19 protein-coding genes are annotated in these 24,158 nt (G+C 34.0%); 16 read left to right on the top strand and 3 right to left on the bottom strand.

Features of this window, described 5'->3' with window-relative positions; translation table 11 throughout:
- Positions 1-295 precede the first annotated feature (295 nt).
- From ACFPTQ_RS04380 to ACFPTQ_RS04405, 6 genes are all read left to right on the top strand, one after another.
- On the top strand, positions 296-1,618 hold the full coding sequence (locus ACFPTQ_RS04380) for a BNR repeat-containing protein (protein ID WP_379774334.1): 1,323 nt from the start codon (positions 296-298) through the stop codon (positions 1,616-1,618).
- A gap of 29 nt (positions 1,619-1,647) precedes the next feature.
- Positions 1,648-4,773: a glycoside hydrolase family 2 TIM barrel-domain containing protein gene (locus ACFPTQ_RS04385; RefSeq protein WP_379774336.1), complete on the top strand. Its 3,126-nt coding sequence runs from the start codon at positions 1,648-1,650 to the stop codon at positions 4,771-4,773.
- 181 nt (positions 4,774-4,954) lie between these two features.
- Entirely contained in the window at positions 4,955-6,148 is a 1,194-nt protein-coding gene (locus ACFPTQ_RS04390) for a DUF4861 family protein (RefSeq protein ID WP_379774339.1), read from the top strand.
- A gap of 36 nt (positions 6,149-6,184) precedes the next feature.
- Positions 6,185-7,027, top strand: coding sequence for an SDR family oxidoreductase (locus ACFPTQ_RS04395; RefSeq protein ID WP_379774342.1), 843 nt, complete (start codon positions 6,185-6,187; stop codon positions 7,025-7,027).
- 29 nt (positions 7,028-7,056) lie between these two features.
- Complete coding sequence (gene uxuA / locus ACFPTQ_RS04400) at positions 7,057-8,235, top strand: mannonate dehydratase (protein WP_379775547.1); 1,179 nt, start codon at positions 7,057-7,059, stop codon at positions 8,233-8,235.
- A 99-nt stretch (positions 8,236-8,334) separates the two neighbouring features.
- Positions 8,335-9,063: a porin family protein gene (locus ACFPTQ_RS04405; protein WP_379774345.1), complete on the top strand. Its 729-nt coding sequence runs from the start codon at positions 8,335-8,337 to the stop codon at positions 9,061-9,063.
- On the opposite strand, the gene ACFPTQ_RS04410 is transcribed toward ACFPTQ_RS04405, so the two are convergent.
- Positions 9,058-9,666: a hypothetical protein gene (locus ACFPTQ_RS04410; RefSeq protein WP_379774348.1), complete on the bottom strand. Its 609-nt coding sequence runs from the start codon at positions 9,664-9,666 to the stop codon at positions 9,058-9,060. The genes ACFPTQ_RS04405 and ACFPTQ_RS04410 overlap by 6 nt on opposite strands.
- A gap of 315 nt (positions 9,667-9,981) precedes the next feature.
- On the opposite strand from ACFPTQ_RS04410, the gene ACFPTQ_RS04415 reads away from it, so the two are divergent.
- The 3 genes from ACFPTQ_RS04415 (at position 9,982) to ACFPTQ_RS04425 (ending at position 14,085) form a co-directional block, all read left to right on the top strand.
- Positions 9,982-12,426 carry a bifunctional UDP-N-acetylmuramoyl-tripeptide:D-alanyl-D-alanine ligase/alanine racemase gene (locus tag ACFPTQ_RS04415; RefSeq protein ID WP_379774350.1) on the top strand — a complete coding sequence of 815 codons (2,445 nt, stop codon included), beginning with the start codon at positions 9,982-9,984 and terminating at the stop codon, positions 12,424-12,426.
- 86 nt (positions 12,427-12,512) lie between these two features.
- The gene (mscL, locus tag ACFPTQ_RS04420) at positions 12,513-12,896 is read left to right on the top strand and encodes a large conductance mechanosensitive channel protein MscL (RefSeq protein WP_278034262.1); all 384 of its coding nucleotides are present in this window, start codon (positions 12,513-12,515) and stop codon (positions 12,894-12,896) included.
- Between the two features lie 193 nt (positions 12,897-13,089).
- Positions 13,090-14,085: an aspartate-semialdehyde dehydrogenase gene (locus ACFPTQ_RS04425; protein WP_379774353.1), complete on the top strand. Its 996-nt coding sequence runs from the start codon at positions 13,090-13,092 to the stop codon at positions 14,083-14,085.
- Between the two features lie 277 nt (positions 14,086-14,362).
- Here ACFPTQ_RS04425 and ACFPTQ_RS04430 read toward each other — a convergent pair whose 3' ends face one another.
- Both ACFPTQ_RS04430 and ACFPTQ_RS04435 read right to left on the bottom strand, forming a co-directional pair.
- Complete coding sequence (locus ACFPTQ_RS04430) at positions 14,363-15,016, bottom strand: hypothetical protein (protein WP_379774356.1); 654 nt, start codon at positions 15,014-15,016, stop codon at positions 14,363-14,365.
- Positions 15,017-15,018: 2 nt separating this feature from the next.
- Entirely contained in the window at positions 15,019-15,666 is a 648-nt protein-coding gene (locus ACFPTQ_RS04435) for a hypothetical protein (RefSeq protein WP_379774359.1), read from the bottom strand.
- Positions 15,667-15,926: 260 nt separating this feature from the next.
- On the opposite strand from ACFPTQ_RS04435, the gene ACFPTQ_RS04440 reads away from it, so the two are divergent.
- The 7 genes from ACFPTQ_RS04440 to ACFPTQ_RS04470 all read left to right on the top strand — a co-directional run bounded on the left by ACFPTQ_RS04440 (position 15,927) and on the right by ACFPTQ_RS04470 (position 24,131).
- Positions 15,927-16,277, top strand: coding sequence for a hypothetical protein (locus ACFPTQ_RS04440; protein ID WP_379774361.1), 351 nt, complete (start codon positions 15,927-15,929; stop codon positions 16,275-16,277).
- A gap of 199 nt (positions 16,278-16,476) precedes the next feature.
- On the top strand, positions 16,477-18,720 hold the full coding sequence (locus ACFPTQ_RS04445) for a TonB-dependent receptor (protein ID WP_379774364.1): 2,244 nt from the start codon (positions 16,477-16,479) through the stop codon (positions 18,718-18,720).
- A 246-nt stretch (positions 18,721-18,966) separates the two neighbouring features.
- Positions 18,967-19,620: a flavin reductase family protein gene (locus tag ACFPTQ_RS04450; RefSeq protein ID WP_379774367.1), complete on the top strand. Its 654-nt coding sequence runs from the start codon at positions 18,967-18,969 to the stop codon at positions 19,618-19,620.
- Positions 19,613-21,082 carry a cryptochrome/deoxyribodipyrimidine photo-lyase family protein gene (locus tag ACFPTQ_RS04455; RefSeq protein WP_379774370.1) on the top strand — a complete coding sequence of 490 codons (1,470 nt, stop codon included), beginning with the start codon at positions 19,613-19,615 and terminating at the stop codon, positions 21,080-21,082. The genes ACFPTQ_RS04450 and ACFPTQ_RS04455 overlap by 8 nt, the downstream gene beginning before the upstream one ends.
- Before the next feature lie 85 nt (positions 21,083-21,167).
- The gene (locus ACFPTQ_RS04460; RefSeq protein ID WP_379774372.1) at positions 21,168-21,314 is read left to right on the top strand and encodes a DUF2256 domain-containing protein; all 147 of its coding nucleotides are present in this window, start codon (positions 21,168-21,170) and stop codon (positions 21,312-21,314) included.
- Positions 21,307-22,842: a cryptochrome/photolyase family protein gene (locus ACFPTQ_RS04465; protein ID WP_379774375.1), complete on the top strand. Its 1,536-nt coding sequence runs from the start codon at positions 21,307-21,309 to the stop codon at positions 22,840-22,842. The genes ACFPTQ_RS04460 and ACFPTQ_RS04465 overlap by 8 nt, the downstream gene beginning before the upstream one ends.
- The gene (locus tag ACFPTQ_RS04470; protein ID WP_379774378.1) at positions 22,839-24,131 is read left to right on the top strand and encodes a DASH family cryptochrome; all 1,293 of its coding nucleotides are present in this window, start codon (positions 22,839-22,841) and stop codon (positions 24,129-24,131) included. Before ACFPTQ_RS04465 ends, ACFPTQ_RS04470 begins: the two co-directional genes overlap by 4 nt.
- Positions 24,132-24,158 lie beyond the last annotated feature (27 nt).

A 24,158-nucleotide genomic window follows, 5' to 3' on the forward strand; every position in this document is an offset into this window, starting at 1 on the left:
AACCGGTGTGTAGTAGTATGGTTTCTGAAAGTATTTTTTTTGAGTTTCCCTTTAACTGAAAGCCTGATTTGTTTGCTAAGTAGAATAGAGCTGTTTTGTTTTTGTCTCCATCTATATCCAGTAGAAATACTAAAAAACTGGTTGGTACTGGCTTGTTTTAGTCAATTTTGTACATACATTTGTTAAATACTCCATAAAAGGAATGATTGAAAAAAATACATTTGCTGTTTTTCTAGTTTATCTTAAAGTAGTTTTTTGTAGGTAATAGTAATTAGGGTTTTATAAAAGAAAAGTAATGATTGTACGTTTAATGAATCGGTTAGAAAAACAGATTTTAACAATTAAAAATTTGTTTTTAATATTGACGTTGTTTTCTACAATGATTAATGCCCAAACAAATACCGAGTTGAGCGAAATAGGTTTAGGATGGAGTAATAACTCGGTTAACACCGTGATTTTTAGAAATAATGCCATTACTACGTATAAAAATTTTCAGTTTGCCGCTTATTATAATCCGGAGGGGAAAATGGTTTTGGCCAAACGAAAATTAAACACAAAGAAATGGGATGTTAGTGTTACTCCCTATTTTGGAAATGTCAAGGATGCCCATAATTCAATTAGTATAGTTGTTGATGTTGAAGGTTATGTACATGTAAGCTGGGATCATCATGATACGCCTTTGCGATATGCAAAAAGTAAAAAACCTTTAAGTTTAGAATTAGCAGAAGAACAAGCCATGACAGGCCAGGAGGAAGCTAAAGTAACCTATCCGGAGTTTCATAATTTGCCTAATGGAAATTTGTTGTTTTGTTATCGTTCAGGTGCTTCCGGAAGAGGTAATATGATTATGAAAGTTTATGATGTTAAAACTCAAAAGTGGACTTCATTGCAAAATAATCTTATTGATGGTGAAAATAAGCGAAGTGCTTATTGGCAAATTTGTGTAGGTAAAAAAGGGATATATCTTTCTTGGGTATGGAGAGAAAGTTGGGATGTGTCTACTAATAATACTATTTGTTATGCTTTTTCTGCAGATGGAGGAAAAACATGGGAGAAATCTTCGGGAGAAAAATACCAATTGCCTATTACAAAAGCTTCGGCTGAAGTAGCTTGGGCAGTTCCTCAAAATAGTAGTTTAATCAATCAAACGGCGATGACCGTAGATAAGTATGGTAATCCTTATATAGCAAGCTATTGGGATAATAATGGAGTGCCACAATACAAAGTAGTGTACTTTGCAAAAGATAAATGGAATCTAATCAATACTGATTTTCATAAAAATGCATTTCATTTAGGAGGAGGTGGAACTAAAAGTATTCCAATATCTAGACCTGAAATATTGGTTCGTAAATCGATGTTGTACTTGTTGTTTCGTGATCAAGAACGAGCTAACAAAATTTCGTTGGCCTACACCCATTTGGATAAAAACAATTGGGAAATACAAGATATAAGTTCTTTTTCGGTAGGACAATGGGAACCTAATTTTGATAAAGAATTATGGAATAAGAAAAAACAATTGCATATTTTTTCTCAAAACGTAAGTCAAGCCGATGGTGAAGGTATACTGAATGTGGTTCCTCAGCCCGTAGAAGTTTTAGAAATCAAGAACCTACCCTAACATAAATAAAAAAACAAAACTAGATTAGAATGAGAAGTAAAATTATTTTTACCCTTTTATTAGCTGTACAATTCGTTTTTGCTCAGGAACCTAATGAATGGGAAAATCCCAATATAGTGGATAAAAACAAGGTAGAAGGAAGAGCGACATTTGTTCTTTTTCAAAATGAATCAATTGCCAAAAATAACAAGGCAGAAACTTCTGCGTATTACAAAAGTTTAAATGGTGAATGGCGATTCAATATTGTAAAAAAACCTCTTGATAGACCATTGGATTTTTACAAGATTGAATTTGATGATACAAAATGGTCAACTATTACAGTACCTTCTAACTGGGAAATGCAAGGTTTTGATATTCCAATTTATACCAATATCACGTATCCATTTCCAAAAAATCCTCCTTTTGTAAATAACGAATACAATCCAGTAGGAACCTATAGAAGAACATTTACAGTACCTGAAAATTGGAACGGAAAAGAAGTGCTTTTACACTTTGGTTCTATTTCGGGTTATGCTCGAATTTTCTTGAATGGAAAAGAAGTTGGGATGACAAAGGCAGCTAAAACAGCAGCTGAGTTTGATGTGACTTCTTATTTGAAAAAAGGGGAAAACTTTTTAGCTGTTCAAGTCTTTCGTTGGCATGATGGAAGTTATTTAGAAGATCAAGATTTTTGGCGATTAAGTGGTCTTGAGCGTGATGTGTATTTGCAAGCGATGCCTAAGCTCACTATTTGGGATTATTTTGTTCATGCTGATTTAAATGATAATTATACGAATGGTATTTTTAACACCACTGTTAAACTAAAAGCATTTCAACAAAATAAAATTAAAAATGCTAAGCTTACATTGAGTTTGTTAGATGCACAAGGCAATAAAATCTATTCAGAAACTAAAGCAGTTACTAATACTACCAAAGAAGTTGCGTTTAATTCGATAATTAATAATGTAAATAAATGGAGTTCAGAAACACCGTATTTATATCGTTATGTTATCAAATTAGAAACGCCTAATGCTAGTGATAATGGAATCGTTTTTGGTAAAATTGGTTTTAGAAAAGTGGAGTTAAAAAATGCCCAACTTTTAGTAAATGGAAAAGCTATTTTAGTTCGCGGAGTAAATACACAGGATCATCATGAAACAAAAGGGCATACACCTGATCATCCCACAATGCGCAGAGATGTTGAATTGATGAAGCAAAATAATATCAATGCTATCAGAATGAGCCACTATCCGCATGATTCTTATTTGTATGAGTTGTGCGATGAATATGGAATGTATGTAATTGATGAAGCCAATATTGAAAGTCATGGAATGGGTGTAGAAGGACAAAATATTTCTGCCGAATCAAAGCATCCTTCTTATGTGCCAATGTGGTTTCCAGCGCATATGGATCGAATCGAACGTATGTTAGAATCCAATAAAAATCATACGTCAATTATTATTTGGTCGATGGGTAATGAGTGTGGAAATGGACCTGTTTTTCACGAGGCCTATAAGTGGTTGAAAAAGCGTGATGCCTCACGTTTGGTTCATTCAGAACAAGCGAAAGAAAACGCAAATACAGATATTGTAGCTCCAATGTATCCTACAATAAAATACATGAAAGAATATGCCGCTGCTACCGATAAAACAAGACCATTTATCATGTGTGAATATTCACATGCTATGGGGAATAGTAATGGAAACTTTCAAGAATATTTTGATATTATCAATAGTAGCCCGCACATGCAAGGAGGTTTTATTTGGGATTGGGTAGACCAAGGAATTAAAACCAAAGATAAAAATGGAACTCCATTTTATGCCTATGGAGGGGATTTAGGAGGCGAAAATTTATTAAATGATGAGAATTTCTGTAATAATGGATTGGTGAATGCAGGAAGAGTTCCACATCCAGCCTTAGTTGAGGTGAAAAAAGTGTACCAAAGTATTTTGTTTAGTTTAAAAGGTTCAAACCAGTTAACTATTAAAAATATTTTTCATTATACAAATTTAAATCAGTACCAATTTAAATTTGAAGTGCTGAAAAATGGAAAAGTAGTGCAAGAAAAGCCATTCGAAGTAGATTGTGCTCCAGAAAGTACAGTGACTGTTGATTTGCCATTGGATGCCTTAGAAGATAAAGGAGAGTATTTCTTAAATGTTTTTGCATACACTAAAACAGCCACAGATTTAGTTCCTGTAAATCATGAAGTTGCTAGAGAACAATTTTCGATAGGAAAAGGAAACTTCTTTGCCGAAAAAACAACTGAGCTAACTAAAAAGTCGGCATTGAAGTTTAAGAAAAAAGGAACGGAACTCACTTTTGAAAATCATAACATTGAAGGAAGTTTTGATTTAGCAAAAGGAGTGCTAAAAACCTATAATTTTAAAAATGCCGGTACGGATATTATTTCTAAATTCCCAACACCTTATTTCTGGAGAGCGCCAACCGATAATGATTTTGGTAACAAAATGCCTGAAAAATTAATCATTTGGAAAGAGGCACATTTGAACCCAGAAGTAAAATCGGTTACGGTAGGTAAACAAACGAATTTGGGGTTGCCAATTGATGTGCAATATGTTTTAGCAGGTGTAAACGTGCCTTATACAGTGAATTATTTAATTCAAAATAATGGCGAAATAAAAGTGACGGCTAGTATTGATAGAACTGGAAAGGATTTGCCTGAAATGCCTCGTTTTGGTATGCGAGTAGAACTTCCAGGGGCTTTTGAAAATTTAAGTTATTATGGTCGCGGTCCTTTAGAAAATTATTCGGATCGAAAAACAGCTTCTTTCGTGGGGACTTATCAAGATAAAGTAGCTAATCAATTTACTTGGGAATACATTAGACCTCAAGAATGTGGGTACAAAACAGACACTCGTTGGTTTAAATTGCAAAATAAAAAAGGGTTAGGTTTAAAAGTTACAGGTGAGCAAGCACTTTGTTTTAGTACATTGAATGTTTCTACTGAGTCAATAGATCCAGGTTTAACAAAAGCGCAACGTCATACAACAGATGTTATACCGCAAGATACAGTATATGTTCATTTAGATTTAGCACAACGTGGTGTAGGAGGAGATGATAGTTGGAAATCACTTCCGCATAAGCCATATTTGTTATTGGCTCCTAAATATAGTTATACCTATACTTTAAGTTTGCTTTCTGATAACAAATAATCGTATTGTGAATCAATAGAAATGGTTTGGTTTTTTTATAGAGAAAGTCAGAGCGTTTTATGATGATACAAAAAGAAGAGAAGCATTATTGGATTAGTGCTTTGCTTCTTTTTGTGTTTTTCAACTTCGATTCTATATCATAAATAATGCTAGTTTTTAATCCCTAATTCATAGTTAAGTTATGAAATTCTATTTAAAAGTACTATTGTATTCTTTATTGTTGTTTCCTTTTTTGACTCAAGCTCAAAAGGAAAATTATACGATTACCGTAAAAAATAATCTTGATTTTAATCGTAAAGAAATAGTTTCAATAAGTGGAAAATCACTTTTAACTATTTTGAAAGGAAAGGAAGCTAAGGCTGTGCGCATCAAAAAAGCAGGAACTCAAGATTGTCAAGTGCTACAATGGATTGATTATAATGAGGACGGAGTGTTTGAAGAATTGCTTTTTCAAGCCGAGATTTCCGCTAAGGGAAAAGCCAATTATGAACTTTTCTTTGATGAAAATTGGCCATTGACAGAAAGTCCAATTGCAACGTATTCCCGATTTGTTCCAGAGCGAACAGATGATTATACTTGGGAAAATGATAAAGTAGCTTTTAGAACTTATGGGCCTGATGCTCAAAAAAGAATTGAACAAAATCGTCCCGAAGGGACACTTAGCAGCGGTATCGACCTTTGGTTAAAAAGAACCGAAAAGTCAATCATCAATGCATGGTATGCTGGAAACTTAAAAAGTCCAGGCTACTATCATATTGATCATGGCGAAGGATATGATCCTTATCATGTAGGAGCGAGTAGAGGTACAGGAGGAATTGGAATTTGGGAAGGGAATAACTTGGAGGTTTCTAAGAATTTTGTGCGCTATAAAACCATTGCGGTAGGACCTTTAAGAACTGTTTTTGAGCTAGTGTATGCGCCTTGGAGTCACTACGAAATCAATGAAACGAAAAGAATTTCGCTAGACTTAGGTTCTAATTTTTCTAAGTTTGAAATTGTTTATCAATCTAATAAACCCTTGCCTAATATTACCACTGGAATTACATTGCACGACAATAAAGGGGAAGTGAAAATTAATAAAAAAGAAGGTTGGTTTCGTCATGCTGAAAAAATAGACGGTTTTTTTCTGGGAGAAGGTATCATTGTTAATCCGAAGTTGGTGAAAGAAGCATTTGCAAATGTTTCCAAAATAAAAGACCAAAGTAACCTTTTGGTTGTTACCAAACCCAGAAAAAATAAAGTAAGTTATTATGCGGGTTTTGCATGGCAAAAAAGTGGTCAAGTGGCTAATGAAGCCGACTTCGACAATTTATTACAAAAACAAGCAAAAATGTTAGCAAACCCTCTTAGAATTGCGATTACGGAAAATAAATAAATCTTTTTTTGTAGATTCGCTTAAATTTAGAATTTGATGGATATAATTGCAGGTCTTAAAGATAAGGTAGTAGTAATTACAGGAGGTGCGGGTGTTTTGGGTGCAGGATTTACCTTAGCTTTAGCACAACAAGGAGCTAAAGTTGCAATTTTGGGAAGAGACGAACAAAAGGCTCAAAAATTAGCCCAACAAATCAATAATTCAGGTGGACAAGCAATCGGTATTTCGGTAAATGTTTGTGATGAGAGCAGTTTGAAAAAAGCCCATCAAATGATTAATGATGCCTTTGGATTAGTAGATATTCTAATCAACACCGCTGGAGGTAATCATCCTAAAGGAATTACTTCAGATAATTTTTTCGATATAAAGAATTTAAGTACCGAAGGAATTCAAACTTTTTTTAAACTCGATGCCGAAGGTTTGCGTTTTGTCATGGATTTAAATTTTATGGGTACTTTATTGCCTATTCAGGTTTTTGCTTTGGATATGATTGGTAGAGAAGGCTGTAGTATATTGAATGTGTCTTCAGTTGCTGCTTTTCATCCTTTAACAAAAGTACCTGCTTATAGTGCTGCCAAAGCAGCAATTAGCAATTTCACAGAATGGCTTTCGACTTATTTTGCTAAAGAAGGAATTCGAGTCAATGCTATTGCTCCGGGATTTTATTTGACAGAGCAAAATAAAAGTTTGCTTACCAATGAGGATGGAAGTTTGACCGAAAGAGGAATTAAAATATTGGAACAAACTCCTATGGGAAGATTTGGTGAACCAGAAGATTTAAACACCACTTTATTATGGCTTTGTAACCCTGCTTCACGATTTGTAACTGGGATGGTAGTTGCTGTGGATGGAGGTTTTTTAGCCTATACAGGAATATAAACAATAAAAAAAAATTATAAAAAATGGGAATTGAACAAACTTGGAGATGGTATGGGCCAAAGGATACGGTGCCACTTTCTCATATCAAAATGGCTGGAGCAACGGGAATTGTAACTGCTTTACACCACATTCCAAATGGAACCGTTTGGTCTGTTGAAGAAATTCAAAAAAGAAAAAAAGAAATTGAAGATGCTGGTTTAACTTGGTCAGTTGTTGAAAGTATTCCTGTGCATGAACATATCAAAACAAGAAAAGGAGATTATAAAAAATACATTGAAAATTACTGTCAAAGTATTACCAATTTAGGAGCTTGCGGAATTGATACAGTTTGTTACAATTTTATGCCTGTATTAGATTGGACAAGAACAGATTTATCTTTTGAAGTAGAAGATGGTTCTAAAGCCTTACGTTTTGATCGTATGGAATTTGCAGCTTTCGAATTGTTCTTGTTAAAAAGAAAAGGAGTTGAAAATGAATATACTGCAGAAGAAATTGCTAAAGCCAAAACGGTTTTTGAAGCGATGACTGAAGAGCAAAAAACAGGATTAGTTAAAAATATTATTGCAGGATTACCAGGTGCTGAAGAAGGTTATACTTTAGAGCAATTGCAAGCGGCTTTAGACGATTATGCCGAAATAGGTGATGCTGAATTAAGAAATAACCTTTACGAATTCTTAAAAGAAATTATTCCTGCTGCTGAAAAAGCGGGAGTTGTGATGGCTATTCACCCAGATGATCCTCCTTACCCAATTTTAGGATTACCAAGAGTTGTGAGTACAGAGGCCGATGCGAAACAATTAATCGAAGTAGTAGATAGTAAAAACAACGGTTTGTGTTTTTGTACAGGTTCTTACGGTGTAAGAGAAGATAATGACTTAGTAGGGATGGTTCAACGTTTAGGACACCGTATCAATTTTATCCACCTAAGAGCTACGAAACGCGATTCAGAAGGAAACTTCTATGAAGCAGATCACTTAGACGGAGATGTCGATATGTATGGTGTTATGAAAGCGATTGTGGAAGAACAGCAAAAACGTATCGACGCGGGTCGTCCTGACTATAGGTTGCCAATGCGTCCTGATCACGGTCACCAAATGCTGGATGATTTAGATAAGAAAATGAATCCAGGATACTCTGCTATAGGTCGATTAAGAGGTTTAGCCGAATTAAGAGGTCTTGAAAGAGGAATCAGAGGAAATCAAAATTAATATCATAAAAAGGAGCAATTTTTTTGCTCCTTTTTTGTTTAAATAGTGTTACTGTTCTATTCTAAAACAGTTAATTTTACATTACTAAATTTAGACTCAATGAATCTACTTCTCAGCCCATTTAAAGAAAAATTATTTTTTAGTATTTTGCTGGTATTACCTTTTCTCAGTGCTTTTGCACAGGAAGAAATAACTAAGCCGGAATTACAAGAAATAAAAGTAGATTCTTTATATAGAGAAGACCAGTTCTACTTTGCTTTTACTTATAATACTTTGCAACAAAAACCGGTAGGACTAAAACAACAAAAGTTCTCCATAGGATTGTCGGGTGGTTTTTTGAGAGATATGCCCATCAATAAAAACAGAACCAAAGCTTTTGCAACTGGAGTTGGTTTGAGTTTAAATAACTACAATCAAAATTTAGCAATTACAGGAACTGCTCAGGAGGCAAATTATGTCATTATGGGCTCTGAAACGAGTTTTGATAAAAATAAATTTACCCAATTATTAATTGATGTTCCGCTGGAGTTCAGGTGGCGAACATCCACGTATGAAAGTTATAAATTTTGGCGAATTTATGGAGGTGTCAAATTAAGCTACCTTGCATATAGTAAGTCGGTTTTGAATGATAGTCAAGGTAAAACGCTCATTACTAATAATGATGATTTTAATAAATTCTTGTACGGTTTATACCTTTCGGCGGGTTACAATACCTTCAATGTATATGCTTACTACGGCTTAAATCCTATTTTTAAAAACTTAAGTATCGAAGGCGAAAAAGCGAAGATGAACACGATGAATGTTGGGGTTATTTTTTACATTTTATAACCATAAGTACATCAAAAGTATCTGAGGTATACTTCCTGCAAGTACACCCATCGTCAATTCTTTTGGAGTATGCGCATTCATAATTAATCGCGAAGAAGCAACTAAACCATTTGTAATTACTAAAAAAATAGTGGTTAGCGTGCTAGTCGTTTGGTGATGCATACTCAATCCAAAAACAAAAAAAGTCAAAGCGCTAATTCCTATCATATGCAAACTTGCTTTTTTATTGGCAAACAATAAAATCAAGGCAATGAGAGTACTGGTTAAGGCACCTAGAATAAAAAAATGCAGTTCGGGATAGCGTTCAACGGTGATGCTTTTTTTTACTAGCAGAATCAGTAAAAAAGATTGGATTACTAATGGGAACTTTCTTTCAGATAATTCATGAGCCATGATAGAGCTTATTCGGCCAGTAGACTTTAGTAGAAAAAAAAAGAGTATTGGGATAATAAATGTAATCACAGCTACCTCAAGTAAAACCAAAGATTTTTCTTTGTTGATAACATAGGAATATTCTGGAAACAAATAGAACAACGTGGCATATATGGGGATAAATACCGGGTGAAAAATATAAGAGAAAAAAGGGAGTGTTTTTTTTAGCATGATTTTAGGGCTTGGATATACAAATATAAGCAAACTTAGAAATCTTACTTGTGTAGGTTTTTAGATTTCATTGAACTCATTTTTAACCCAAATTCCGCTGTAGAAAAAGCGGAATCGATAAAGTAAATCTAATCAATGTTTTAGGAAAAACATTGAAGATTTACTAAATCGGGGTTAACCCTTATGGAATCATTGGTGCTTTATTATCATAACTTCCAATGATTAATTCGGGTTTAATCCGTATTTCTATGGGTTCATTTTAAAAAGAAGTCTTATTTTTGAAGAAGTATTTTGCCATAACTCTATTTCGATTTCATGAATCTAACCATAAAGAATGTAATAGCAATTTTAGATGCGCAATGGTTTGGACAACATCCAGAAGCCAGTATTGATAGTATTTCTATTGATAGTAGATCATTACAAAATAGCGAACACAGCTTGTTTTTTGCATTAATTGGACCTAACAATGATGCTCATCATTATATTCAAGAACTAATTTCTATTGGAGTTCAGCATTTTGTGGTAAGTTACATACCAGAAGCTTGTGCAGATAAAGCCAATTTTTTAGTTGTTCAAAATACCTTAGAGGCCTTACAACAATTGGCCGCTTATTACCGTAGTCTTTTTCATTTTCCAATTATTGGTTTGACGGGAAGCAACGGAAAAACAATCGTGAAAGAATGGCTTAATTTTTTGTTGAGTCCCGATTATAATGTAATTCGTAGTCCTAAGAGTTATAATTCACAAGTAGGAGTTCCCTTATCGGTGGTGGCGATTAATGAAAAACACAATTTGGGAATTTTTGAAGCGGGAATTTCTACCGTTAACGAAATGGACAAATTAGAAAAAATCATCAAACCCAATATTGGTGTTCTGACGAATATCGGTTCCTCTCACGATGAAGGTTTTTCCAATTTAGATGAAAAAATCAAAGAAAAAATGCAGCTTTTTAACGATGCTGAAGTTTTGATTTATCCTAAAAGTGCTGATATTGAGAAATATATAAATCAAAATACAAAAGCTTTTTCATGGAGTTTTAAAGACGAAACGGCCGATGTTTTTGTGACTAAAAAAGTAGTTTCCAATCGTGAAACTACTTTAGAATACCAATTCAAAGGCAAGATTTACGAATTAAAAATTCCATTTGTAGATAAGGCTTCTATAGAAAATGCAGTGTCGAGTTTGTTAGTCTTATTGCATTTTGAATATGAAATAGAGGTGATTCAATCGCGTATGGAAATGCTTTTTCCAGTCCAAATGCGATTGGAAGTTAAAAACGGAATCAACAATTGCAGTATCATTGATGATAGTTATAGTTCCGATTATCAGTCGTTGAAGATTGCGCTGGATGTTTTGGAAAGTCAAAATCAATACGACAAGAAAACCGTAATTCTTTCGGATATTTTTCAAAGCGGTTTTCCCAATGAGCAATTGTATGCCAAAGTGGCTAAACTCGTAGTTTCCAATAAAATACATCGCGTGATTGGAATTGGAGAAACGATTTCAGAATTCAAAGAGCAATTTTCAAATTGTATTACCTTTAAAAATACAGCCGAATTTATAGCCAATTTTGAAAAACTGGATTTTTCTAACGAAAGTATTCTTATTAAGGGAGCGCGTTCGTTTCAGTTTGAAGAAATTGTGACTTTGCTCGAAGAGAAAACCCACGAAACAGTCTTGGAAATCAATCTGAATGCACTAAGTTATAATTTGAATTTCTTTAAATCCAAGTTACAACCAAAAGTAAAAATCATGGTTATGGTCAAGGCTTTTGGGTATGGAAATGGCGGATTGGAAATAGCCAAATTGCTAGAGCATCACAAAGTAGATTATTTAGGCGTGGCTTTTGCCGATGAAGGAATTTCATTGAAAAACGGCGGAATCAAATTGCCTATTATGGTTTTAAATCCCGAAAGCACTAGTTTTTCGGCGATTATTCAATATGGCTTAGAGCCTGAAATTTATAGTTTAAAAGGTTTGCATGCCTTTTTAAAAATTGCCAAACAAAAGAATTTGCAACATTTTCCAATTCATATTAAAGTGGATACCGGAATGCATCGTTTAGGATTTGAAGAAAATACTGTGGACGAATTGATTGCTACCCTAAAAGGAAATTCAACTGTTAAGGTGCAAAGTATTTTGTCGCATATGGCCACCAGTGATGATGTGAATTATCATGATTTTGCACTGTCGCAAATTCGACTTTTCGATAAATTATCTTCAAAAATTATCAATGAATTAGGAATTAGTCCTATTCGTCATATTTTGAATACTTCTGGAATTTCTAATTTCAAAGACGCTCAATTTGACATGGTGCGACTTGGAATTGGTTTGTATGGCGTTTCTAATGACGAAACCGAACAGAAATTTCTAGAAAATGTAGGAACGCTAAAATCCCTCATTTCTCAAATTAGAACCATTCCTGCAGGAGATAGTGTAGGTTATGGGCGACGATTTATGGCGGAGAAAACGACAAAAGTGGCTACCATCCCCATTGGTTATGCCGATGGGATTTCTAGAGCTTGGGGGAACGGAGTGGGTTTTGTAACGATTAAAGAACAAAAAGCATCCATTTTAGGAAGCGTTTGTATGGATATGCTCATGGTCGATGTAAGCGAAATTGATTGTTTGGAAGGGGATGATGTGATTATTTTTGGCGAAAGCCCAACGGTTTCACTTATGGCTAAAAAGTTAAATACGATTCCTTATGAGATCCTTACGAGTATTTCACAAAGGGTAAAACGAGTATTTTATCGTTAGTTTTTTTTAATTGATGCTTTTTCTTCCTAAAAAAAGTTTAATTTAGTTACTTTAATTGAAGTTTAATTGTAAAAAACAAATTCAGTATGGGAATGATTTCAGAGTTTAAGGCCTTTGCTATGAAAGGTAACGTAGTCGATTTGGCAATCGGGGTTATCATTGGTGGCGCTTTCGGTAAAATTGTTAGTTCGTTTATTGACGATGTAATTACACCGTTATTATTAAAACCTGCTCTCGAAGCAGCAAGCTTGACCAAAATTGAGGAGTTAACCATTTTTGGTGGCGTAAAATACGGTTTGTTTCTTTCGGCGGTTATTAATTTTGTAATCGTTGCCTTTGTGTTGTTTATTCTTGTAAAAGCAATCAATGCTACTAAAAAGAAAGAAGAAGCTGCTCCTGCACCTGCGGCTCCAGCTGGTCCAACTCAGGAAGAATTATTGGCTGAAATTAGAGATTTATTGAAAAAGTAAACCGCTTCACTATATGTTCAATTTAACCTGAATTTATTTCAGGACTAAACCATCTGCTGTGGCGGATGGTTTTTCTTTTTTGTTATATTTATAACTTTTTGTTACTTTTTGTGAACCGTCTTGTTTTCCTTTGAATATTAATTACTTTTGCAATTCGAAATTTGAAATGAATACAATTAAAGATATATAACTTATGAAAATAGCAGTTGTAGGTGCAACCGGAATGGTTGGAGAAGTAATGTTACAAGTATTAGCTGAAAGAAATTTTGTTAAAGCAAATGACGAATTAATTCTTGTGGCTTCTGAGCGTTCAGTAGGAAAAGAAATGGAGTTTCAAGGGAAAACATACAAAGTAGTAGGATTAGCTACTGCTGTGGATATGAAACCGGAAATTGCTTTATTCTCTGCTGGTGGAGATACTTCATTAGAATGGGCACCAAAATTTGCTGCAGTAGGAACTACTGTTGTAGATAACTCGTCAGCTTGGAGAATGGATGCGACTAAAAAATTAATTGTTCCTGAAATCAACGCGAACCAATTAACAAAAGAAGATAAAATCATTGCTAACCCAAACTGTTCTACAATTCAAATGGTTTTGGCTTTGGCACCTTTGCATAAAAAATACAACATCAAACGTGTTATTGTTTCTACTTACCAATCAATCACTGGAACAGGTGTGAAAGCTGTAAAACAGTTAGAAAACGAATACGCAGGAATTGATGGAGATATGGCTTACAAATACCAAATCCACCGTAATGCAATTCCACAATGTGATGTTTTTGAAGATAATGGATATACTAAAGAAGAGATGAAATTAGTTCGTGAGACTAAAAAAATCTTAAGTGATAACTCAATTGCCGTTACAGCTACTGCTGTTCGTGTGCCAATCGTAGGTGGACACTCTGAGGCGGTAAACGTAGAGTTCTCCAATGATTTTGATATCAACGAAGTAAGAAGCATCTTAGAAAGTACAGAAGGTGTTATTGTTCAAGATAACTTAAAAGAATTTGAATACCCAATGCCATTATTTGCTCAAGGTAAAAACGAAGTTTTCGTTGGTCGTTTAAGAAGAGACGAATCACAAGCAAACACATTGAACATGTGGATTGTTGCTGATAACTTAAGAAAAGGTGCTGCCACTAACACGATTCAAATCGCTGAATATTTAGTAGCTAACAACTTAGTGTAAGTACTAAATCACAATAAATAGAAAAGCTTCTCGAAAGAGAAGCTTTTTTTGTATAATAATATTATAAAATCCCACAGGTTTTGTACTTTCTCAATCTTGTCTTTGCGAGCGCAGCGAAGAAATCTCATCAAGAAATGCCATAAAGATTGGGTGAAAATACCACACGAAAGGATTCGTGCTGTAGCGGGGGAAACACCTGCTAATTAAGTCAAAAAATCTTAACTTAATGACATTGTTCGTGCGGTAGCGGGGTATCTGCGCTATCGGGTAAAATTTATTATTGAGATTGTTTTTTAACTACAGAATCTTTCTTTACGATAATTAATTGGTGATTTGTATTTTTTATGGTGTCGTTAGAACTTGTAAATTGATTTTTTTGACCTAAAATCTTATTGTTAATAATAATGTTTTCCTTTTCATTCGTTTCTTCAGAAGAGAATTTTTTCATTTTAAAAATATTCATTTCCGCAAGAATTCCAACTATGAGTAATAGTCCTAGAACCGTTACCGGAATCCAGAAAAATTTATTTAACGGGTTTAGCACATGTGTGTTGAAAAAGTAATGAATTAGTAATGCAAATATTGAAACAGAAGCAGTTAGGCCAATTATTAATAAAATTGCAGATAAAATATCCTTTGCAGATGCTACAATATTTACATTGATAATTAGCAACGCTAAAACTGAAGAAAAAATACCAATTACCTCAATGTTTCTTGTAGATTGGTTTTTAATATCATTTTTAATATTTGTTAATTCTTGTGAAGAGGTATTAATCCTGTTTTCAAGAATTGATTGTTGTTGTTGAATGTGATTCAAGTACTGAAGTGTACTTGAATTTATTGATTGTTGTGTAGCCGAACTTGTATTTTGTGAATTTGTTGTTGAAGATGATATTCCTCCTGTCGTACTATTAGAATTATTATTTGCCATAATTAATCTAATTTATTTTTAAATGTGAACTCTTCACTCAAAATAATGAATTTATCTATCAAACTTTTTCTTTCATCTTTTACCAACTCATATAATATTTCATTTAATGTGTTAATATCTCTCCTAACTATGCAGCCGTTTTCTACTTTCTGTTGTCCGCCAGGTTGTAATTTAATAATATCTCCAAATTCTATTTGTTCAATATTATTACACTTCCTTCCTAAGACTTCTTTTTCAATATTTATTCGCAGATTAAATTCCTTAATATCAATTTCCTGAAATTCAGCATTTAGAAGTTTTTTCGAATTAACAACTTCCTTTACAATAAAATAAGACCTTACGAAACCTATTCTTCGTATTTGGATTCCTAGAGAACTATAATCTATATTGTTAAAGAAATCAATTTTCTCAGCATAATTGTCAATAGAGTCTAAATACAAATCAATTCTGTTCTTTGATGCTTGAACTTTATAATTTTTATAGATAATTTCAAGCCTTGGTAATTCACTTGGAGCTGAATTATCTATGGGTATGTAATTTAAACGTTCAGGTTGCCCAAGTACATCTTGAATATTTAATGATAATTTCTCGATTGGTTTATTATAGTCTTCTTTTAAGAAAAAAGCTACTTGAATGTTTATAGTCTCCATGTTAAATTTAATTTTTTTCAAATATATAAAATAGTTGCTTTTCGTAATGTGCTTTGATAATTTTCGTCAACTAGTTTGTGAGTCTAATAATATCAGGCTTATCGATTCTAAATTAGGTAAATAGGTTTGATATTTGTTAGGTTTTATTTGAACCCAAATATATTAAAATATTCTTACAAAATAATTCCATAAGTTATAGCCTTGTTAAGGAAATTCAACTCATTAGGAATTCTAAGATTCAGGACTTATCTTTGCCTCTCATGAAAAGAAAGCAAATTCTATATAGTTTAATGCTCACGGCGGCGGTATTGTTCTCGATACTGTTCCAGTCTTTTCATAGCTATGAGCATTTAGAAAAACAGCTTTCGCATACGGTTTGTCATCACAAGACTACCCAAAACAAAAACGAAATTACCCATCAGCACAAGGTTTTTGAACAATGTGAGGTATGTCATTTTGCTTTTAGTAGTTTTGTGCAAACACAAATAGCTAACTATCATTTCTTCGTTGATTACAAAGAAATCCCTTTCTTCAGTAAAGAACAGCGATCTATTGTTTCTTTCCCGGGCAGCTTGTATGCTCATCGTGGCCCGCCTGCAAGTATTGTTTAATTACGGACTTTATTATTACTATTAAAATCATTTGTTTTTACCATTAAGAAGTTAAGAGAATTAAGTCATAATCTTAATAAATCGTAATCCCTTAATGGTTTAAAATAGTACAATGGTTTTGTAAACTAATTAAATCAATTCTATTTCCTTTTCTTCTATTGTTGTTCAATCAGGAGGAAATAAACAATACATTCTTTCAATGAAAAAATATATCATTGCCCTATTTTTAGGGTTATCGGCTATGGTGCAAGCCCAAAATACACTTTCAGGAACGGTTACCGATGAGGCGCAACAACCTATTATTGGTGTTTCGGTTTACATTTCAGAATTACATAAAGGCACCATCACAGATGCTAACGGAAATTATAGTTTTAAAAATTTACCCAATGGGAATTTCCGAATCGCTTTTAGCTACATGGGTTATAAAACCCTTAATCAATGGGTCGATAAATTAAACAAACAAACCCGATTGAATATTCAATTGCAAAGTGCTGTTTTAGAAATAGATGAGGTAATTGTGTCTACACCTTTCAATAAAATGCAATCGCAAAACGTAATGAAAGTAGAACACGAAAGCATAAATAGTTTAAAACAAAAAGGAACGGCTACCTTAATTGAAGGTCTGGCAACGATTCCTGGAGTTTCGCAGATTTCAACAGGAACTTCAATAGGGAAACCGGTTATTCGTGGTTTGAGTGCTAACCGAGTGTTAGTGTATTCTCAAGGGGTTCGTTTAGAAAATCAGCAATTTGGAGGCGAACACGGTTTGGGTTTAAATGATGCTGGGGTGGAGAGTGTAGAGGTTATTAAAGGTCCGGCTTCTTTGTTGTACGGTTCGGATGCAATGGGTGGTGTTTTGTTTTTTAACCCTGAAAAATTTGCCGATGCTCACACTTTTAAGGCAAACGTGAATCAACGTTATTTTAGCAATACATTAGGTAGTAATGCCTCTGTAGGACTAAAAACATCAACAGATAATTGGAAGTTTTTGGCAAGAGGAACCTACAATACTCATTCGGATTATAAGATGCCAAATGGTGATCGTGTGACCAATACCCGTTATAATGAAACCGACTTTAAAACCGGTGTTGCTTATAATAATACTACATTTTCAACCGTATTGCGATACAACTTTAACCAATTGGATTTAGGTATTCCAGAAGAAGGAATAGCAGAACAAACTATAAGTAAGCGTCCTGATTTTCCAAGCCAAGGGGTAGATAATCATTTGTTGAGTTTGAATAATGTGATCTATTTTGGTAATTCTAAATTAGATGTCGATTTAGGTTTTATTTCAAATAATCGAAAAGAATTTGAGGATAGTAATGTTGCTTCTTTAGATATGTTGTTGAATACCTATAATTACAATTTGAAGTATCATTTGCCTAAAAAAGGAAATTTTGAAACTATTTTAGGAGTGCAAGGAATGCATCAAACAAATAAAAATCGAGGAGAAGAGTATTTAATTCCAGATGCAACGACTAATGATTTTGGTGTATTTGGTACAGTAAATTATGAATGGGGTACTAATGTATTACAGGCAGGATTGCGTTTTGATAATCGTAATTTAAATTCATTGGCTCATGAAGCCGAAGAACACGAGGAAGAAGAAGCTGATGAAGAGCACGAACATCATGGTGGTGATTTTGAGGCATTGAGTAGGTCGTTTAATAGTTTTAATGCCTCTTTGGGGTATAAAACAAATCTTTCGGAACCATTGGTTTTGAGAGTGAATGTGGCTTCAGGATTTAGAGCACCAAATTTAGCCGAATTGACTTCAAATGGTGTGCATCATGGAACCAATCGTTTTGAAGAGGGAAATAGTGCATTGAAAAATGAACAAAATATTCAAACCGATTTGAATTTAGAATATCAAAATCAACATTTTGAGTTTTTTATAAATGGATTTTACAATCATATCGATAATTACATTTATGCCGCTCCTAATGGAGAAGTGATTGATGATACAGATGTTTTTGCTTATGTGCAAGACAATGCCCGTTTGTATGGAGGTGAAATAGGTTTGCATATTCATCCTCATCCACTGGATTGGTTACATTATGAAACCAGTTTTGAAACGGTAACCGCTAAGAAACAAAATGGTGATTATTTGCCTTTAATTCCAGCTAACAAATGGAATAATACACTTCGTACTGAATTTAAAATCAAAAATTGGTTGGAAGAAGGTTTTGCTTCTTTTAACGTAAATACAACTTTTGATCAAAATAAAGTTAGTGGTTTTGAAACGGCGACTAATGGTTATACCCTAATTAATTTAGGTTTAGGAGGAAAAGTAAAGCTTGGAAACAAAGCTTTTGATGTGAATTTGAATGCGAATAATCTATTCGATAAAAAATACATTGCACATCTTTCTCGATTAAAAACCGATGGTATTCCTAATATCGGTAGAAACATTGTTTTAGGACTCAATTTTAATTTGTAATTTTTATAAGTTCAAAGCTTAGCTAGCTTTTTAGCTAATAATAGATCAGTTTTAAACCATTAAGTTGTTAAGAATCATTGAGTTTCCTGCTCCTTTTTCTTAATTTCTTAATGGTTTTCTTGTTTGTCGACTTTTAGAGAAAAGTTTTGTTTTTGTAATTTTGTTTAGTAAATTTATAAAAAGTTTAAACAAAATATAAATTGTTTTTGTTTACTCGGATTAGGAATCATAAACAACAGCAAGATCATGCAAAAACATTTTACAACGGAACGATTAGAATCTTTAGAAAAAGCTTACAGAATACATTTGATCAATAGTTTAGGAGGATTTAAGAGTGTTTCTTTGATAGGAACGATTAATAAATCGGAGGTTACTAATTTGGCGATTTTTAGTTCCATTTTTCATATTGGAGCGCATCCGCCATTAATTGCAATGATCTTTAGGCCTAGTCCACCCGAGAGAAATACCCTTAGCAATATTCTGGAAACGGGTTATTATACTATCAATCACATAAACGAAAGTATCTACAAACAGGCGCATCAAACTTCTGCGCGTTACGATGAGGATATTTCAGAATTTGAGGTAACAGGTTTAGAAGCAGAATTTAAGAATGATTTTTTTGCACCGTTTGTGAAGCAAAGTCATATTCAGATTGCTGTTCTTTTTAAAGAGAAAATAGATATTGCTATCAATAATACTTCAATGGTAATTGGAGAAATCACAGAGATTTATGTACCCGAAAATTGTATCAGTGACGATGGCTTTTTGGACATTGAAAAAGCAAATACAATTACCTGTTCTGGTTTGGATAGCTACCATAAGACAGTGCGTCTCGACCGATTAAGTTATGCTAAGCCTAATAAACCGCTAAGTTCCTTATCCATAAATTGTTGTGATTAAAAAAGAAATCAATATAGTTTGGTTTAAAAGAGATCTTCGTTTTGTTGATAACGAAGCGCTTTTTGCTGCTCATCATGCAGGTTTGCCTCTTTTGTTGGTTTATTTTTTTGAACCCTCTGTAATGAATTATCCCGATTCCGATGTTCGTCATTGGCGGTTTGTGTATGAGTCACTCAAAGAATTACAACAACGTTTAGCTGCTCATAAGGCTACAGTTTATTTTTTTCATTCCGAAGTACAGCCCGTTTTGGAGCAATTACTTCTTCGTTACGATATTAAAACGGTTTTTTCGCATCAGGAAATTGGAAACAAACTCACTTTTGATAGGGACGTATCTATAGAAGCTTTTTTTGAACAACATGGAATTGCTTGGAAAGAATCACAATTGCATGGTGTAATCCGAAAATTAAAATCAAGAATTGATTGGGAGAAAAGATGGGAAAAAGTAATGCGTGATGAGCCTAAAATAGTGGCAGAATCTGCATTGAATGTGGAAACAATAGAGGAATCTTTTTATCAATCGCTTAAAGGTGAAACACTTCCAGAATCGATTACCACTAGGAATACTAATTTTCAGCAAGGAGGAGAATATTGGGCTTGGCGCTATTTGGATAGTTTTGTAAAAAAACGATACGTTAATTACAGCAAACATATTTCTAAACCTGCCTTAAGTAGAAGTTCTTGTAGTCGTTTGTCTCCTTATTTAGCCTATGGCAATATTAGTATGCGAATGGTTTACCAATATACGAATCAACATTATAGTGAGTCGACTAACAAAAGAGCGCTTCGCAATTTTATTTCTCGTTTGCACTGGCATTGCCATTTTATGCAAAAATTTGAAGACGAATGTAGTATGGAATTTGAAAATCTTAATTCGGCATACGATAGTTTGATAAGGCCTAGAAACGAGAACTATATCAAAGCCTGGCAGGAAGGTAAAACAGGTGTTCCTATTGTAGATGCCTGTATGCGTTGTCTGGTCACAACAGGATATATCAACTTTAGAATGCGGGCCATGGTGGTTTCCTTTTTTACTTTTAATTTATGGCAAGACTGGCGAGAATTGCATTTTCTAGCAAGGCAGTTTCTGGATTATGAACCAGGGATTCATTATCCGCAAATTCAAATGCAATCTGGAACGACAGGAATTAATACCATCCGTATTTACAATCCTATTAAAAATTCGGAAGATCATGATCCTGAAGGAGAATTTATCAAAAAATGGGTCCCTGAGTTGGTCGAAGTACCATCGAGTTTAATTCATGAACCATGGAAATTGAATCCTATAGAACAACAATTGTATCGATGTGAGATAGGGACAGATTATCCAGCACCTATTGTTAATATTGAAGAAACAAGAAAACAAGCGAGCGACATTGTGTGGAGTTTTCGAAAGAAAGACGAGGTCAAAGAAGAGGCTAAACGCATTTTGAAGAAACATGTAAAACAAAAGTCGTCTTGATGATTAGCGCACTTTCTGGATTTTCAGGAACTTTTTGTGGGTTTGAATTTCGATTCTGCTATCGTTAAATAAAAACAATTGTCAAATGAAAGGGGTTAAAAAACAACATCTTCCTAGTAAAAATTGCGTAAGCTGTAATAGACCTTTCGCTTGGCGAAAGAAATGGGAAAAAGATTGGGAGCAAGTAAAATACTGTAGTACAAAATGCAGAAGCCAGAAAAATCATGAATAAAACATTACGATTAGTGCTAGGAGATCAGTTAAATAGCCGTCATTCTTGGTTTAAGAATCAGGAAGATGAGGTTGTTTATGTAATGATGGAATTGCGTTCAGAAACCGATTATGTGCAACATCATATTCAAAAAGTAGTGGGATTTTTTGCTGCTATGAAGGCGTTTTGTCTTGATTTACAAGCTAAAGGACATAAAGTACTTTATATTCATTTGAATGATGCATCCAATAAACAATCGTTTCAAAATAATATTCAACTCTTAATTGATGAGCATCAATTTACGCATTTTGAATACCAGCAACCTGATGAATATCGAGTAGATGCATTGTTAAAATCATGTTGTCAGGCTATTACGATTTCTAGTGCTGTGGTTGATACCGAACATTTCTATACTTCTCGATTTGAATTGGCTGAATTCTTCGAAGGCAAGAAAGTGTACTTGATGGAGAACTTTTATAGAATGCTTAGAAAAAAACATCATGTGCTCATGCAAGGAGGGCAACCACTTACAGGAAAGTGGAATTATGATAGTGATAACCGAAAGAAATTGCCAAAAAATCATAAGCCCACGCCACCATTGGTATTTTGTAATGATGTTTCGGCTATTGTTGATGAAGTAAACGAAGCAAACATAAAAACTATTGGGACAATAGATGCTAAAAATTTTGTTTGGCCCATCACTAGATCACAATCATTACAATTGTTGGATTTTTTTCTTGCCGAATGTTTGCCACTGTTTGGTAGTTATCAAGACGCGATGCTTCCTAATGAATGGTCTCTATATCATTCTAGGCTTTCCTTTGCATTGAACGTAAAAATGCTATCGCCACAGGAAGTAATTGACAGTGCTATTCAAGAATGGTATCGAAGACCCGAAGTAATTGAGTATAATCAGTTGGAAGGATTTGTGAGGCAAATAATTGGTTGGCGAGAGTATATGCGGGGCATTTATTGGGCTCAAATGCCTGAATTTGCTTCGATGAATTATTTTTCACATCAAGCGAAATTGCCGCAATGGTTTTGGAACGGAAACACGAAGATGAATTGTTTGAAACAAGTCATTCATCAATCTTTAGAATATGCTTATGCTCATCATATACAACGCTTGATGGTAACGGGCAATTTTGCGCTTTTAGCAGGCATACATCCTGATGAAGTGGATGCTTGGTATTTAGGAATTTATATCGATGCCATCGAATGGGTTGAAATTACAAATACGCGTGGGATGAGTCAGTTTGCCGATGGAGGAATTGTAGGTACAAAACCTTATGTGAGTTCTGCTGCTTACATTGACAAAATGAGCCATTACTGTGGAAGTTGTTTTTATAAAAAGCAACTCAAAACAGGTGAAAAAGCCTGCCCCTTCAATAGTTTATATTGGAATTTTTACGATAAACAGGAGGCTAAATTAAGTTCCAATCCGCGTATTGGGATGATGTATAATCTTTGGCGGAAAATGAAATCATCGGATAAAGCAGCATTGTTAGAACAAGCAAATTACTATTTACAAAATATAGAGGATTTATGAAAACAGCTATTGTATGGTTTAAAACAGATTTACGTTTAGTTGATAATGAGACAGTATTGAAAGCGATTGCAAAAAGTGAAAAAGTAATAGCGGTGTATTGTTTTGAGGAGTCTCATTTTCAAAAAACTACTTATGGTTTTCAAAAAACAGGTAGTTTTAGAGCACAGTTTTTACTGGAATCCTTACAGGATTTAGATCGTAATTTGCGTCAATTAGGTTCTGGTTTAGTGGTGGTTAAAGGAAAAGCTGAGATTGAAATTCCAAAAATTGTACAAGAATACAAAGCACAAAAGGTTTTTGCAAAAAAAGAAGTAACCATCGAAGAAAAGCAAACCGAAAGTTTGCTCAGAGAGGCCCTTTTTAAAATCCGATGCGAACTTGAAACCTTTAGTACAAGTACCTTATATCATCCCGAAGATTTGCCTTTTTCGATTAAAACTATTCCTGATTTGTTTACGAGTTTTAGAAGAAAGACAGAATTAGATGCAACGATTAGGAATGCATTTGAAAAACCAATTGCGATCCCATCACCTGAAATTCCCGAATTGCAATTGCCCACACTAAAAGAGTTGGGTTTGGAGTATCAAGCTATGGATTCACGTGTAGTGCTTCCGTTTAAAGGCGGAGAAACTGAAGCTTTGAAAAGACTACAATATTACTTTTTTGAATCCAAACAACTGTCGGTTTATAAAGAAAAAAGGAATGAAATGGTAGGAGGGGATTATTCTTCTAAGTTTTCGCCTTGGTTAGCTTTGGGTTGTATTTCGCCGCGAACCATTTACAAAGAAATAAAAAAATATGAATTGCAAAATGGGGCAAATGAATCTACTTATTGGTTGGTTTTTGAATTATTGTGGCGGGATTTTTTCCGTTTTCAGTTCAAAAAGCAACAAAATAAATTTTACAGACTTTCAGGTCTAAAAGAACGAGCCGATCAACCAAAAGCTTTTAATGAAACTTTGTTTTTAGATTGGATTAATGGAACTACGGCTTCGGATTTTATCAATGCGAATATGCTCGAATTGAAGCAAACGGGATTTATGAGTAACAGAGGGCGACAAAATGTAGCAAGTTATTTTTGCAACGAACTCAATTTTGATTGGCGTATTGGGGCTGCTTATTTTGAATCCCAGTTAATCGATTATGATGCATGTAGTAATTGGGGCAACTGGGCTTATTTAGCTGGAGTGGGAAATGATTCCAGATCAAAACGATTATTTAATATAGAAAACCAAGCCGATACGTATGATAAGGATAGAATGTATAGAGATTTGTGGCTTAAAAAATAATTTAGAATCTGCAATTGATTGTTTTGT

Source organism: Flavobacterium sp. GCM10022190, assembly GCF_042656445.1.
In the GTDB taxonomy this organism is placed as follows: domain Bacteria; phylum Bacteroidota; class Bacteroidia; order Flavobacteriales; family Flavobacteriaceae; genus Flavobacterium; species Flavobacterium nitratireducens.

What these genes read in the sequence shown, in the direction of transcription:
- ACFPTQ_RS04385 (WP_379774336.1), top strand. Translation starts at nt 1,648, where the DNA reads ATGAGAAGTAAAATTATTTTTACCCTTTTATTAGCTGTACAATTCGTT.
- mscL (WP_278034262.1), top strand. Translation starts at nt 12,513, where the DNA reads ATGGGAATGATTTCAGAGTTTAAGGCCTTTGCTATGAAAGGTAACGTA.
- ACFPTQ_RS04390 (WP_379774339.1), top strand. Translation starts at nt 4,955, where the DNA reads ATGAAATTCTATTTAAAAGTACTATTGTATTCTTTATTGTTGTTTCCT.
- ACFPTQ_RS04410 (WP_379774348.1), bottom strand. Translation starts at nt 9,666, where the DNA reads ATGCTAAAAAAAACACTCCCTTTTTTCTCTTATATTTTTCACCCGGTA.
- ACFPTQ_RS04415 (WP_379774350.1), top strand. Translation starts at nt 9,982, where the DNA reads ATGAATCTAACCATAAAGAATGTAATAGCAATTTTAGATGCGCAATGG.
- ACFPTQ_RS04395 (WP_379774342.1), top strand. Translation starts at nt 6,185, where the DNA reads ATGGATATAATTGCAGGTCTTAAAGATAAGGTAGTAGTAATTACAGGA.
- ACFPTQ_RS04450 (WP_379774367.1), top strand. Translation starts at nt 18,967, where the DNA reads ATGCAAAAACATTTTACAACGGAACGATTAGAATCTTTAGAAAAAGCT.
- ACFPTQ_RS04380 (WP_379774334.1), top strand. Translation starts at nt 296, where the DNA reads ATGATTGTACGTTTAATGAATCGGTTAGAAAAACAGATTTTAACAATT.
- ACFPTQ_RS04445 (WP_379774364.1), top strand. Translation starts at nt 16,477, where the DNA reads ATGAAAAAATATATCATTGCCCTATTTTTAGGGTTATCGGCTATGGTG.
- ACFPTQ_RS04425 (WP_379774353.1), top strand. Translation starts at nt 13,090, where the DNA reads ATGAAAATAGCAGTTGTAGGTGCAACCGGAATGGTTGGAGAAGTAATG.
- ACFPTQ_RS04430 (WP_379774356.1), bottom strand. Translation starts at nt 15,016, where the DNA reads ATGGCAAATAATAATTCTAATAGTACGACAGGAGGAATATCATCTTCA.
- ACFPTQ_RS04405 (WP_379774345.1), top strand. Translation starts at nt 8,335, where the DNA reads ATGAATCTACTTCTCAGCCCATTTAAAGAAAAATTATTTTTTAGTATT.
- ACFPTQ_RS04465 (WP_379774375.1), top strand. Translation starts at nt 21,307, where the DNA reads ATGAATAAAACATTACGATTAGTGCTAGGAGATCAGTTAAATAGCCGT.
- ACFPTQ_RS04470 (WP_379774378.1), top strand. Translation starts at nt 22,839, where the DNA reads ATGAAAACAGCTATTGTATGGTTTAAAACAGATTTACGTTTAGTTGAT.
- ACFPTQ_RS04435 (WP_379774359.1), bottom strand. Translation starts at nt 15,666, where the DNA reads ATGGAGACTATAAACATTCAAGTAGCTTTTTTCTTAAAAGAAGACTAT.
- ACFPTQ_RS04440 (WP_379774361.1), top strand. Translation starts at nt 15,927, where the DNA reads ATGAAAAGAAAGCAAATTCTATATAGTTTAATGCTCACGGCGGCGGTA.
- ACFPTQ_RS04460 (WP_379774372.1), top strand. Translation starts at nt 21,168, where the DNA reads ATGAAAGGGGTTAAAAAACAACATCTTCCTAGTAAAAATTGCGTAAGC.